Here is a 12850-nt window from a genome sequence, read left to right as displayed (position 1 = left end):
TGAAGCCATGAGACTCACCAAGTTCGAACACGCCGCCCTGCTCCTCGAAGACTCCGGCAAGAAGCTCTTCCTGGATCCCGGATCGTTCACCTCGCCCCTGACCGACACGGCCAACACGGCCGCCGTGGTGATCACGCACGAGCACGCCGACCACTGGACCCCCGAGCAGCTGAACCGCGTCCTCGAGCTGAACCCCGACGTGCCGATCTTCGCGCCGGAGGGCGTGGCCCGAGCCGCAGCCGACTTCGACATCACCGTGGTGCACGCGGGCGACACCGTGGAGGCGGGCCCGTTCACCCTCCGCTTCTTCGGCGGGAGGCACGCCGTCATCCACGAGAGCATCCCCGTGGTCGACAACCTGGGCGTCCTCATCAACGACGAGCTGTACTACGCGGGCGACTCGTTCGTCATCCCGGAGGGCGTGGAGGTCGACGTGCTGGCCGTCCCCGCCGGGGCACCCTGGCTGAAGATCGCCGAGACGATCGACTACGTGCTCGCCACCAAGCCGAAGCGCAGCTTCCCCACGCACGAGATGGTGCTCTCGCGTGCGGGCAAGGACATGTCGAACGCCCGCATCGGCTGGGCGACCGAGCAGGGCGGCGGTGAGTTCTTCGCGCTCGAGCCGGGCGACACGCTCGATCTGTGAGCGACCGCGCCTCGAGTGACGGCCGGCCCGCGGTCGTCTGGTTCCGCGACGACCTCCGGGTCGCCGACAATCCCGCACTCGACGCCGCCGTGCGCAGCGGCAGGCCGGTGGTCTGCGTCTACCTCTGGGACGACGTCTCCCCCGGCCTGCGGCCGCCGGGTGCCGCCGCGCGCTGGTGGCTGCATCACAGCCTCGTCGCCCTGGATGCGGAGCTGCGTGCCCGCGGGTCCCGGCTCCTCGTGCGTCGCGGTGCGGCGGAGAGCGAGCTGAAGGCCCTGATCGCCGAGCTCGACGCCGCAGCGCTGTTCTGGAACCGCCGCTACGGCGGAGCGGAACGGGCCATCGACGCCGCCGTGAAGTCGGCGGCGCGCGAGGCGGGGCTCGATGCCGGGAGCTTCGGCGCGAACCTGCTCTTCGAGCCGTGGACGATCCGCACCGGCGCCGGCACGGCCTTCTCGGTCTTCTCGCCGTTCTGGCGGGCGTGTCTTTCCGCGCCGGCCCCGCGCATGCCCCTGCCGACGCCCGGCGGGTTTCCGACGGCCGGCCTCCCGGACGGCCTCCGCATCGACGACCTCGGGCTGCTGCCCACCCGACCGGACTGGGCGGGAGGCCTGCGCGACGCCTGGGAACCGGGAGAACGTTCCGCGCACACCGACCTGGCACGCTTCGTCCGCGACGATCTCGCGCGCTACAGGGACGACCGCGACATTCCGGGCGTCGACGCCACATCCCGGCTCTCGCCCCGCCTGCGCTGGGGCGAGCTCAGCCCGCACCAGGTCTGGCACGCCGCCTCCGCCGCACGCGAGCACGACCCCGGTGTCGCCGACAGCGCGGCGGTCTTCCTCTCCGAGCTCGGCTGGCGCGAGTTCGCCTACCACACGCTCTTCGCGCACCCGGACGCCGCCACCGTCAACATCCACCGCCAGTACGACGCCTTCCCGTGGCCGCGCCTGCACCCCGGCGCCCTGCACGCCTGGCAGCGGGGCCGCACGGGCATCCCCCTCGTGGACGCCGGAATGCGCGAACTGTCGACGACGGGCACCATGCACAACCGGGTGCGGATGGTCACGGCGTCGTTCCTCACCAAGAACCTGCTCATCGACTGGCGACTCGGCGAGCAGTGGTTCTGGGACACCCTGGTCGACGCCGATCCGGCCAGCAACCCGTTCAACTGGCAGTGGGTCGCCGGCTCCGGAGCCGACGCGGCGCCGTACTTCCGCGTGTTCAACCCCGAGCTCCAGCGCACGAAGTTCGACCCGCACGGCGACTACGTGCGCCGCTGGGTGCCGGAGTGGGACGGCCTCGACTATCCCGAGCCCGTCGTCGACCTCGCCGAGACGCGCCGGGCGGCCCTCGCCGCCTACGACACGGTCAGGGCGTCGACTCAGCGCGCGTGATCGGCGAGGATCTGATCCACGTCGATCTGCTGCAGGAGCGCCGGCCAGTCGAGCGAACGCGCCTCCTCGGCCAGCTCCTCGTCGGCCAGCACCTTGCCGCTGCGTTCGACGACGATGCCCGACGGCAGTCTGCGGTTGAGCTCCGCGAGGATGGCGTCGTCCACCGCCTCGGTGTCGAAGTCGGCGCCGACGCGGGCGTAGTAGTCCGACGAGAGGGTGTAGGCGACGATCCCGGCTTCGATGCGGCTCATGTCCGGAATCGTAGTCCCCTCACTCGACCGCAGTCTCGCGGTCGGCCGCCCACGCGGCGATCTCCGCCCGACGCGAGGCCCCGAGTTTCGTGAGGATGTGCTCCACGTGCGTCGCGACCGTGCGCGGTGTGATGTGGAGCGCCTCCGCGATCTGGCGGTTCGTGGCGCCCGTCGCGATGCGCCTCGCCACCTCGTCCTCCCTGGCGCTCAGCAGGGTCGGCGCCACACCCTCCGCCAGTCGAGCCGTCAGCTCGTCGGCCGGAGCTTGGAGGGCGGTCCCGGCCACGCGCTCGCGTGCGGCGGCCAGGAGCTGCGCCGCCTCCAGGGGGCTGCGTGTCCGCCGGGCGCACTCCGCCCGGTCGAGCAGCGCTTGCGAACCCTCCCACCAGCGCCCGGCGGCGTCCCAGCCCGCGGAGGCGTCGGCGAGCAGGTCGCGCGCCTCGGTCAGCCGCCGCTCGCGGAGCGCGAGGAGGCCGGCCGCGTGTCGGAGCGCGCACTCGGTCCCGGGGATCCTCCGCCGCTCGACGAGCGCCGTCACCTCGTCGAGCCAGGCGCGCGCACCGTCGCTGTCGCCCACGGAGAGGTGCGCCCGTACCCCGGTGACGGCGAAGGGAAAGACGTAGGCCGAGTCCTCCACGCGGCGCGACTCCTGTGCGCCGCGCTCGCACAGTCGCACGGAAGCCCGTGGGTCCCCCGACCGCAGCGCCACTTCGGCGAGCCCCCAGAGGGCCGGCGACAGCCGCTGCAACTCCTGCATGCGCTCACCGATCGCCCTGGCCTGCGTCAGCACCTCCCGCGCGCGCGGCAGGTCCCCCGCCGACAGCGCGCAATAGCCGAGCACGTGCAGCGCGGTCACCTCCGTGGTGATCCCGCCGCGACCGTCGGCCAGGGTACGGGAGGCCATGGCCTCCGCTCCGGCGAGGTCGCCGGTCGCCCAGCGCACGTGCGCCAGGTGCGCCGCGAGGTAGTGTGCGTCGTTCCACCGTTCGATGCGCTCGGCGTAGGCGATCCCGGCAGCGAGCCACTCCGAACCGCGCTCGTACTGAAGCAGCACGGAGGCGCTCGATCCGAGCATCCGGTACGCCCGGGCGGCGGCCTCCTCCTCGCCGTGCTCTGCACCGCCCTCCGCCGCGGAGCGCAGCAGTTCCCAGGCCGGCTCGCCCGCTCCCGCGAAGACGAGCACCGAGCCGAGGGTGGCGTCGATCGCGATTCGGTCGCTCTCGGCAGTGAGGAGTCCGCGCGCCTCCTCTGCCACGTTCCGTGCGTCGTCCAGGCGGCGCTCCAGCATGGCGGCGGCCGCGTGCGCCGCCAGCAGCCGGCCGCGCACCTCGCGCGCCTGCCCGCGGTCGTCGCCGTCGATCCAGCCCAGTGCCGCGCGGATCGCCGAGACCCGCGCCGAATAGTCGGCCCCGAGCAGGTGGCGCGAGGCGACGAGGGACGGGACGACGGCCGCGGCCTCCACGTCGGCGCCGGCCGTGCGATAGAAGTCGACGGCCCTGCTCAGTTCCCGTTCCGCTTCGGTGTTCTCATCCGCGGCGGCCAGCTCCGCGCCCAGGCGGCGCAGCAGGTCGGCGCGTTCCTGCACGCCGAGGCCGAGCGGGAGGGTGCGCTGCGCGCGGCGATAGAGGTCGACCGCCTCGCGGTGCGCGGAGAGGGCGGAAGCCCGGGCAGCAGCCCGCCGGGCGAGCGCATACGCCTCCCGTGCTCGGCCCGCCCGCTCGCTGTGCAGGGACAGCAAGGCGTCGGACAGCCCGGCCCCGGCGTCGACCACCCGGCTGTGCAGCACCCGGCGTCGACCGGACGGCAGCACGGAGTACACCGCGTCGCGGATGAGCGCGTGCCGGAAGTCGAACGAACCGCTCGGCGTGCGGACCAGGAAGTGCCGTCCGACCAGCTCGTCGAGTGCCGCCTCCTGCGCGTCGCGGTCCACCTCCTCGCCGATGACGACCGAGAGGATCCCGTCGTCGAAGTCACGACCGACGACCGCCGCGGCCTCCAGCACCGCAACCGCCGGCGCGGAAAGACCCCGCATCCGCGACAGCACCGCGGCGGCGACGGTCTCGGGCTCCCCGCCCGCACCGGCCGCCAGCAGCTCTTCCACCTGCAACGGAATGCCGTCGCTCACGGCGACGAGGCGGGCGAGCGCGTCCTGCGAGGTTGGACTCCGCCGGATCGCGGCGACCATCCGCGAGACGCCGTCGGCGTCGAGCCGGACCGGTCGGACCTCTTCGGCCAAGCGGTGCGCGACGACATCCAGCCGCCACGCGGTCGCGGCGGCGGAGATCCGGCTGTCCTCGGTGCGGAACGTCGCGACCACCAGGCTGGGCCGCTCGCGGACGGCGACGGCCACCCGTCTCAGGACGTCGAGGCTGAGCGCGTCCGCCCAGTGCAGGTCCTCCAGCGTGAGCACGGTCGGCGTCGCGAGGACCGCGGCGAGCGCGGACGCCAGCTGCGCCACCACGAGCCGGCGAGGGCGGTCGGCCTCGGCCTCCGGCGGCCAGGGCACGGGCCCGTCGAGGACGAGTCCGCGTAGGTGGGCGGCGGCGGCGTGCTCCCCTGCGTCCTCCAGCGCCGTCGCGATGTCCAGGATCAGCATTCCCGGGGTCTCGCGGTCGTCGGCGTAGGCGTCAGCGCGGAGGCGCCGCCCTCCCGCGCTCGCGACGACCTCGTCCAGCAGCCGGGACTTGCCGATGCCGGCCTCGCCCGAGATGAGGAGCACACCGCCGTGTCCCGCTGCCGCCTCCGCCTTCCGGCGGGACGCCAGGGCGAGGAGGTCCTCCCGGCCCACGAAGACCGGACACACCCGCTGGAGGCCGAGCGATGACGCGGCACCCGCATCCATGGCCGAAGCATAGCGCCGCGGTCGAGCGTGCAGTACCGGGATCGGTCGGATGACCGATGCCGCGCACGCTCGGCCGCCGCCACGCTGGGAGCGAGGAAGGGAGCCGATCATGGCACGATTCATGGATGTTCACGACGGGTTCGTCGGTGTCACGCAGGACCAGCTGGCCGAGGCGCACGATGCCGACCTGGCCGTCGAGGGCGAGGAGGGCGTGCACTTCGAGAAGGCCTGGCTCGATCCGGAGAGCGGGAAGGTGTTCTGCCTCTCCACCGGACCGTCGAAGGAGGCGGTGATGCGCGTGCACGAGAAGGCGGGTCATCCCACCGATCAGGTCTACGCGGTGGACATCGTCGTCTGACGACCGAACCGCTCCACGGCGCCCGGTCGCGTCGCGCGGCGGCGTACAGTGCACGGCATGACCGACCGACACGACGAGCCGCTCGACGCGCACGACCTGGCCGACCGGGTGGCCCAACTCGGCGAGACTCCCGAGGACGCCCTCGAGGAGGTCGCCGGCCGCAACGAATCGCTCGAGGAGCGGCTGCCGGGTGACGGCGCGCGCGGCCAGGGCGACCGCGCGCACGACGACGCTCAGGAGACCGAGGATCTGCCCCGCGCCGAGGGGGCACCCGGCCAAGGGTAGGCCGCGGATTTCGTCCCTCAGTGGGGACTTCAGGGCCCGCTTCCCGCTCTTTACGCTGTCAGGGATGAACGACGACGGACGGCGCACGACGCGCATGCGCGACCGCGCCCCCGGGGCTGCGGTGATGGAGCAGGTGGTGCGGTTGCACACCCAGTCTCCCCCGCGTTCGCCGCTCGCCCGGGCGCTCGGGGCACGCCCGCTCGGCGCCGAGACCGAGCCGTGGTTCGCCGGCGCTCTCGGCGAGCGCGAAGTCGGAGCCCTCCTGGACCGTCTCCCCGACGGCTGGAGCGTCTTCCACGCAGTGCCCGTCGGCACCCGCCCGGACGAGAACGGCGCCGTGGCCGACGTGGACCACGTCGTGGTCGGCCCCGCCGGTGTCTTCGTCATCAACACCAAGCACCACCGGGGCCAGCGGGTCTGGGTCGCCGAGCGTGCCGTCATGGTGGCCGGGCAGAAGCAGCCGTACCTGCGCAACTCCGACCTGGAGGCCTCCCGCGTGCGCGGGGTGCTCGCTCAGGCGGGACTCGTGACGCCGGTGACGGCCCTCGTCGTGCTCGTCGGAACCAAGGAGGTCACCGTGCGACAGCAGCCGCGGCGCGTGCGCGTCCTCCGGTCGGAGACGCTGCTGCGCTGGTTGACCCGGCGCCCGTCGGTGGTCGACGCTGCGACCGTCGCCGCCGTCGCCCGGCTCTTCGACGACCCGGCGACGTGGCGTCCCGCCGAGTCGTCTGCCGACACGCTCGAACGTTTCGCCCTCATCGAGCGGGAAGTGCGCACCGCCCAGCTGGTGCGCGTCGGCTGGGTGCTCGCCGTCGCCCTGGCCGGCATCGCGGTCGCGCTGCCGCTCCTCCCGCACTAGGGAGCTGCCGAGGGGCACGCATACGCCCCTGAAACGCGCCGTTAGGGGCGTTCACGCGCCCCTCGGCAGTGCTGCCCGTCGGGGTCACACGTGCTCGACGGTCGTGCGCATCGTGAGGGAGGATTCCCCGGTGTCGTAGTCGAGCTGGATACGGATCGCGGACAGCCCGGCCAGCGAGCGCAGGTGCGTTCCGCCGCACGGGATCTCGACGGCGCCGCCGGGGAGGTCCGCCCGCCAGCGGCGGCGCTCGCCGAGACCGCCGCCGTCGCGTTCGATCGAGATGGCCACGTCGTCGCCGGCGGCCACCCACTGCGCGAGCAGGACGTTCGCGGCCTCGGTCACCTCGCCGAGCGCCGCGGGGAGTTCGGCCGCGGCGAAGCCCTTCTTGCGCAGGCTCTTGCCGATGCGGTACTCGTCGACCGATCCGTAGGGGAGGATACGGGAGGAGGCGATCGCGAGCTGGTCGAACGCGGGCCGACCCCGGCCGTCGAGCGGGACCTCCTTCGTCCACAGCGCGGCGAGCGCGTCGTCGAGGGCGAGGGAGGCCAGGTGGCATGCGGTGTGCCCGGCCGACAGCGCCCGTCGGAGCTCCGGGTCGGCCTCCACCGCGGCCGTCGCCCCCTGCTCGATCCCGGTCGCGTCGTCCACGAGGTGGCAGACGACGAACGCCCACCCTGGCGTTCCGGTGCGCACCGGTGCGTCGCCGACGTGCAGCGCCGTGCCGTCGGTCGCGCCGACCACGGCGGCGACCACGGGCACGGAACGGCCTCCGACGAGCAGGACGCCGGCGTCGGCGGGCTGGTCGGGCCAGACCGGGTCGACCGGGTGGAACGCGGTGCGGTCGAGGATGACGGCGGTGCGCCCGTCGTCGAGCGGCTGCAGGTGCAGTACGGTCCCGGTCGAGGCGAGATCGCCGTCGGGGTAGGTGACGACGGTGTCGCCGGCGGGGAGGCTCATGCTGCCAGCCTACGGCGCGCTACCGCGTGAGGCCGTCCACGTACGAAGCGTGCTCGTCCATCCACTGCGCCACGATGCGGTCGTACTGTCCGGAGTCGGCACCGCTGTTGAACATCGCGTTCTCGAGCGAGTAGAGCAGCTCGGAGCTCATCCGGAACTTCTTCACCCATTCGGCGATCTGCGGCTGCCGCTTCGGGAAGTCAGCGCTCGCGATCGAGTGGATGGACTCGGCCGCGCCCAGCGCGCCCTTCGGGTCTTTCAGATCCTTCAGGTCGAACTGGTCGTACGCCCAGTGCGGCCTCCAGAGCGTCACGGCCACGTCGTCGCCCTTCTTCATGGCGCTCGACAGCTCGGCGAGCATCGCCGGCGTCGAGGAGGTCACGAAGTCCAGCTTCTGCAGGCCGTACCCGGGGATGACCTTCTGCTGCACCGCTTCGGTGAGGCCGGCGCCGGGCTCGATGCCCACCAGGCGGTCGCCGAACGTCGAGGCGTGCGACGCCAGCTCGTCGAGCGAGTCGATCGGTGCGTCCTTGTTGACCGCGATCGTCAGCTTCGCCTCGTCGTTCCAGGCGCCGAGGTCGGTGAGGTTCTTGCCGTACGTCTTCAGGTACTGGGCGTGCGTGGTCGGCAGCCAGCCGTCGAACGCGATGTCGTAGTCGCCGGTGCTGAGGCCGGCGAAGGCCGGGCCGGCGTCGGCGTACTCGAACCGGACGGTGTAGCCCTCCTTCTCGAGCATGTGCTTCCACAGGTACGAGGCCGCCTCGCCCTCTGGCCAGCCGTTGAACACGGCGACCTTCACCGTGCCTTTGTCGCCGCCCGCTGTGGAGGCCGCGGTCACGGCCGTGCCGCCGATGACCACGAGCAGGGCGGCGCCGAGCACGGCCAGGGCCCGCTTCGGCATCCGGAGCCGCGCCTGCCCGGCCGCAGCGGTCAGCCGGTCGAGGATGATCGCCAGGATCACCACGGCGACGCCCGCTTCGAAACCGAGGCCGACGTCCACGCGGCTCAGCGCCTGCACGATGTCGCGGCCCAGACCACCGCCGCCGACCATCCCCGCGATGACGACCATCGAGAGCGAGAGCATGATCACCTGGTTGACGCCCGCCAGGATGGACGGCATCGCCAGCGGCAGCTGGATCTGCCGCAGGATGCGCCCGGGCGGCGAGCCGAACGCCCTGCCGGCCTCCACCAGCTCGGAGTCGACGCCGCGGATGCCGAGCTCGGTGAGCCGGACGCCCGGGGCCATCGCGAACACGATGGTGGCGACCATGCCGGGCACGACTCCCACGCGGAACAGGATCAGCGCCGGGATCAGGTAGACGAACGCCGGCATCGTCTGCATCAAGTCGAGGACCGGCCGGATGATCGCCGAGGCCGCCTTCGAGCGGGCGGCGAGGATGCCGAGCGGCAGGCTCACGGCCACAGCGATGACGGCGGAGACGAGCACGAGGGCGAGCGTGTCCATCGCGTTCGACCACTGGTCGATGCCGGCGATGAGCAGCAGTCCGGCCACCGTGCCGACACCGAACACCCAGCCGCGCAGCCACACCGCGAGGATCGCGACGATCAGGATGACGCCCCAGAACGGCGGAGTCTGCAGCGCCCAGTCGACGCCGTCGTACATGCCCGTGAACACGATGCGGATGGCGTCGAACACGCCCCCGAACGTCGTCGTCACGAAGTCGACGACGTGGGTCGCCCCGTCGCCGAGCGGGACGACCTTCGTCGTCGCGAGTGCGAGCGCGGTCATGCGAGCACCTCCGCCTCGTCGCCCGCGGTCTCCCGCAGGGCCAGCGTCATCGCGTCCGCCGGCACGGTCGCCGGCGGTTCGACCACGACCGGGATCTCCGTCGTATCGCTGGTGACGTTGCCGAGCGCGGCCAGAAGGGTCACCCGCGGGATCACCCCCAGCAGCCGGTGCTGGTTGTCGACCACCGCGAGCGGGAGGGCGCTGCCGACGGCCGGCTCGACGAGCTCGCTGAGCACTTCGTCGCGCGACACCGTCGCGATGTCCGTGGAGATCGCCTCGGCGAGATCGGAACGGCCGTCGCGCACCTGGCGCATCACGTCGCGGTCGCGGACGGCGCCGAGCAGCCGGCGGCCCTGGCCCACCACGAAGGCGGCGGACGTCTGCAGGTCGCGCATGGTGCGCATCGCCGCCCGGGGGCCTCCGGCGACCGTGACCAGCGCTCTGGCCGGCTCCATCACGCTCGCCGCGGTCAGCACGCGGGCGCGGTCGACGTCTTGCACGAAGCTCGCCACGTAGTCGTTAGCCGGGTCGGTGAGGATCTCCTCCGGCGTGCCGGTCTGCACGATCCGGCCGTCGCGCATCACCGCGATGCGGTCGCCGAGGAACATCGCCTCGTTCAGGTCGTGCGTGATGAACACGATGGTCTTGCCGAGCGAGGCCTGCAGTTCGAGCAGCTGCTCCTGCATCTCACGGCGGATCAGCGGGTCGAGAGCGGAGAACGCCTCGTCCATCAGCAGCACATCGGTGTCGGCGGCCAGGGCGCGGCCGAGGCCGACGCGCTGCTGCATACCGCCGGAGAGCTCGGAAGGCAGCTTGCCGCCCCAGCCGTCCAGGCCGACGAGCCCGAGGATCTCAGCCGCACGTGCACGCCGTTCGGCGGCCGGCATACCCTGCACCTCCAAGCCGTAGGCGATGTTGTCCAGCACCGTGCGGTGCGGCAGGAGGGCGAAGTGCTGGAACACCATCGAGATGTGCTTCCTGCGGACCTCCCGCAGCTGCTTCGCCGGCAGCCCGGTGATGGTCGTCCCCATGATCGCGACCTCGCCTGCCGTCGGCTCCAGGAGGCCGTTCAGCAGCCGGATCAGCGTGGACTTGCCCGAGCCCGAGAGCCCCATCACGACGAAGATCTCGCCGCGCCGGACCGTCAGCCCCGCATCGATGACGGCGGCCGTCCCGAGCCCCGTCAGCTCACTTCTCGTGGCACCATCGCGCAAGCGGCGCACGGCCTCCTGCGGTTTGCGTCCGAAGACCTTGAAGATGTTCCTCGCCTCGACGGCGATCGTGTCGCTCAACTCTGTACTCCCAGGCGCACTCGCCCCCGCGAGGCACGCACAGTGGTTGCGCCCGGGGCGGCGGCATGCCGCGACGGCAGCACGACTCGAGCGCGGACTCTCCACGCGAATCGCCATCGCTGGCGCGACCATCGGGGTGCGCCCATGCCAGCCGGCCATACGATCCCACCGGGCCACCTGTGCGGCCACACGGCTGCGGATCGCGGGCTGGTTCACCCCGGTGCGCCATGCCATTCAGCGCCCAGGGACGCCTTCGACGCTATCAGTGATTTCGCAGCGATCGCCAATCGGGCGTGTGAGCATCCACAGACGCGCGGCGGCGCGGTGCTACCGCCGGCGGGGCGGATCCGGCAGAGTGGGCGCATGGCGAACAGCACGGGTGATCACCCCTGGCAGCGTGTCCCGATCGAACCGCAGAGCGTGGATGCGCCGCTCTCGCGCGCTGCGGTCTTCCTGGTCGTGACGGTGGCCGACACGCCCGAGGCGCTCGCCACCGCACGCGACGTGATCTCGAGCATCTCCGACCTCGTGAAGACCGTCGGCTTCCGCGACCTGAACGCGCACCTCTCGTGCAACATCGGCGTCGGAGCGCAATTCTGGTCGCGGCTGACGGAGGTCGCGCCTCCCGTGGAGCTGCACCCCTTTGCGGAGGTCCACGGCGCCGTGCACACCGCGGTCGCGACGCCCGGCGACCTGCTGTTCCACATCCGGGCGGAGCGCGGCGACTTCTGCTTCGAGTTCGAGCGGCAGCTGCTCGACCTCCTCGGCGACGCGATCACGGTACAGGACGAGGTCACCGGGTTCCGGTACTTCGACGCCCGCGACCTGCTCGGTTTCGTCGACGGCACCGCCAACCCGACGGGCGGCGACATGGCGGACGCTGCGATCGTCGGCGCCGAGGACCCCGCGCACGCCGGAGGCAGCTACGTGGTGGTGCAGAAGTACCTGCACGACCTCTCGACCTGGAACCGCCTCCCCGTGCCGTCACAGGAGGGCGTCATCGGCCGCACGAAGGTCGAGAACATCGAGCTCGACGACGTCGAACACGGCCAGAAGGCGCACAAGACCCTCACCACGATCACCGACGACCAGGGCGTCGAGCACGACATCCTGCGCGACAACATGCCGTTCGGGCGCCCCGGCCAGGGCGAGTTCGGCACCTACTTCATCGGCTATTCACGCCGGCTCTGGGTGATCGAGAAGATGCTCGAGCGCATGTTCGTCGGCGACCCGGTCGGCAGTCACGACCGCATCCTCGACTTCTCGACGGCCGTGACCGGCACGACGTTCTTCGTTCCGACCCGCGGTTTCCTGGAGGGGCTCTCGGGCTGATCCCCGCCTGCGCGCCGACCAGCGCGCGCCGCCTGACCGCCGCGCGCCATCTGGCCGACCCCGATCCCGACGAGCACGATCGCAAGGCCGACGAACTGTCGTGACGTGAGCGCCTCCCCCGCCACGAGCGCGCCCAGAGCGACGCCGGTGACCGGGTTGAGCAGCCCGACGAGCCCGACGACGGCCGGTCCGAGGCGGCGCATCCCGGCGAACCAGGCGAGATAGGCCAGCGCGGTCGCGACCAGCGACACGTAGGCGAACCCCGCGATCGCCGCGGCGTCGAGCGCCGGCGGCGCGCCCTCCACCAGCGCAGCGAAGGGAAGCACCAGGATGCCGCCCGCCACCAGCTGCCAGGCCGTCGACGAGAGAACATCGACGTCGCTCCATCGGGTCGCCAGAACGTAGCCCACCGCAGAGAGGAGCATCGCGGAGACGGCGGCCACCAGCCCGAGCGGGTCGGCCGCTGCGCCTCCCCCGTAGAGCATCACCGCGACCCCGGCGACACCCGCGAGGGCTCCCGCCAGCGACAACGCCCGTGGCCGCTGGCCCAGCAGCATCCAGCCGAATCCCATCAGGGCGAGCGGGGAGGTCGCCATCACCGTCGAGGCGATGCCGGACGGCAGCAGCCGGGCGACGGCGTACACGAGGACGAAGAACCCACCCGCGTTGAGCGCGCCGAGCACGAACGCCCGCCACCACCACGCCCCGCGCGGCCGCCGCCGGGCGACGGCCAGGAGCAGCAGCCCGGCAGGCAGCGCGCGCAGGACGGCGCCCCACAGCGGTGCGTCGGGGAGCACCGCCCGCGTGACGACGTAGGTCGATCCCCAGGCGATGGGCGCGATCGCGGTGACGGCGATCCAGCGCCATTTAGCTTCCATGGA

Annotated in this window: 12 protein-coding genes; 6 read left to right on the top strand and 6 right to left on the bottom strand. The window is 72.2% G+C overall.

Features of this window, described 5'->3' with window-relative positions; all coding sequences use genetic code 11:
• The first annotated feature begins 7 nt into the window (after positions 1-7).
• Positions 8-646 carry an MBL fold metallo-hydrolase gene (locus KNO15_RS00525; protein WP_241701406.1) on the top strand — a complete coding sequence of 213 codons (639 nt, stop codon included), beginning with the start codon at positions 8-10 and terminating at the stop codon, positions 644-646.
• Positions 643-2043 (top strand): cryptochrome/photolyase family protein, encoded by a 1401-nt coding sequence (locus KNO15_RS00520; RefSeq protein WP_241701405.1) that lies wholly within the window; start codon positions 643-645, stop codon positions 2041-2043. Before KNO15_RS00525 ends, KNO15_RS00520 begins: the two co-directional genes overlap by 4 nt.
• Here the strand turns inward: KNO15_RS00520 and KNO15_RS00515 are convergent.
• Complete coding sequence (locus KNO15_RS00515; RefSeq protein WP_241701404.1) at positions 2031-2294, bottom strand: hypothetical protein; 264 nt, start codon at positions 2292-2294, stop codon at positions 2031-2033. The genes KNO15_RS00520 and KNO15_RS00515 overlap by 13 nt on opposite strands.
• Before the next feature lie 19 nt (positions 2295-2313).
• A complete protein-coding gene (locus KNO15_RS00510; protein WP_241701403.1) occupies positions 2314-5136 on the bottom strand; it encodes an ATP-binding protein in 2823 nt (940 codons plus the stop codon).
• 109 nt (positions 5137-5245) lie between these two features.
• On the opposite strand from KNO15_RS00510, the gene KNO15_RS00505 reads away from it, so the two are divergent.
• From KNO15_RS00505 to KNO15_RS00495, 3 genes are all read left to right on the top strand, one after another.
• Positions 5246-5494 carry an SCO4226 family nickel-binding protein gene (locus tag KNO15_RS00505; protein WP_241701402.1) on the top strand — a complete coding sequence of 83 codons (249 nt, stop codon included), beginning with the start codon at positions 5246-5248 and terminating at the stop codon, positions 5492-5494.
• A gap of 57 nt (positions 5495-5551) precedes the next feature.
• A complete protein-coding gene (locus KNO15_RS00500) occupies positions 5552-5779 on the top strand; it encodes a hypothetical protein (protein WP_241701401.1) in 228 nt (75 codons plus the stop codon).
• A gap of 64 nt (positions 5780-5843) precedes the next feature.
• The gene (locus KNO15_RS00495) at positions 5844-6638 is read left to right on the top strand and encodes a nuclease-related domain-containing protein (RefSeq protein ID WP_241701400.1); all 795 of its coding nucleotides are present in this window, start codon (positions 5844-5846) and stop codon (positions 6636-6638) included.
• 84 nt (positions 6639-6722) lie between these two features.
• Here the strand turns inward: KNO15_RS00495 and KNO15_RS00490 are convergent, their stop codons facing one another.
• Genes KNO15_RS00490 through KNO15_RS00475 form a run of 3 tightly spaced genes read right to left on the bottom strand, consistent with a single transcriptional unit; the run spans position 6723 to position 10637 of the window.
• Positions 6723-7595, bottom strand: a complete 873-nt coding sequence (locus KNO15_RS00490; protein ID WP_241701399.1) for a metal-dependent hydrolase — start codon at positions 7593-7595, stop codon at positions 6723-6725.
• A gap of 19 nt (positions 7596-7614) precedes the next feature.
• The gene (locus tag KNO15_RS23240) at positions 7615-9345 is read right to left on the bottom strand and encodes an ABC transporter permease/substrate binding protein (protein ID WP_308220412.1); all 1731 of its coding nucleotides are present in this window, start codon (positions 9343-9345) and stop codon (positions 7615-7617) included.
• Positions 9342-10637, bottom strand: a complete 1296-nt coding sequence (locus KNO15_RS00475; protein ID WP_241701398.1) for a quaternary amine ABC transporter ATP-binding protein — start codon at positions 10635-10637, stop codon at positions 9342-9344. The genes KNO15_RS23240 and KNO15_RS00475 overlap by 4 nt, the downstream gene beginning before the upstream one ends.
• Positions 10638-11000: 363 nt before the next feature.
• On the opposite strand from KNO15_RS00475, the gene KNO15_RS00470 reads away from it, so the two are divergent.
• Positions 11001-11969 carry a Dyp-type peroxidase gene (locus KNO15_RS00470; RefSeq protein WP_241701397.1) on the top strand — a complete coding sequence of 323 codons (969 nt, stop codon included), beginning with the start codon at positions 11001-11003 and terminating at the stop codon, positions 11967-11969.
• Here KNO15_RS00470 and KNO15_RS00465 read toward each other — a convergent pair.
• On the bottom strand, positions 11879-12847 hold the full coding sequence (locus KNO15_RS00465) for a DMT family transporter (RefSeq protein WP_241701396.1): 969 nt from the start codon (positions 12845-12847) through the stop codon (positions 11879-11881). The two genes, KNO15_RS00470 and KNO15_RS00465, sit on opposite strands and share 91 nt — an antisense overlap.
• Positions 12848-12850: the final 3 nt, after the last annotated feature.

It is taken from the genome of Leifsonia shinshuensis (assembly GCF_022606355.1).
GTDB classification, from domain to species: Bacteria; Actinomycetota; Actinomycetes; order Actinomycetales; family Microbacteriaceae; genus Leifsonia; species Leifsonia shinshuensis_B.
The sequence above is the reverse complement of the archived record's forward strand: the minus strand, read 5'-3'. Positions and strand labels throughout refer to the sequence as shown.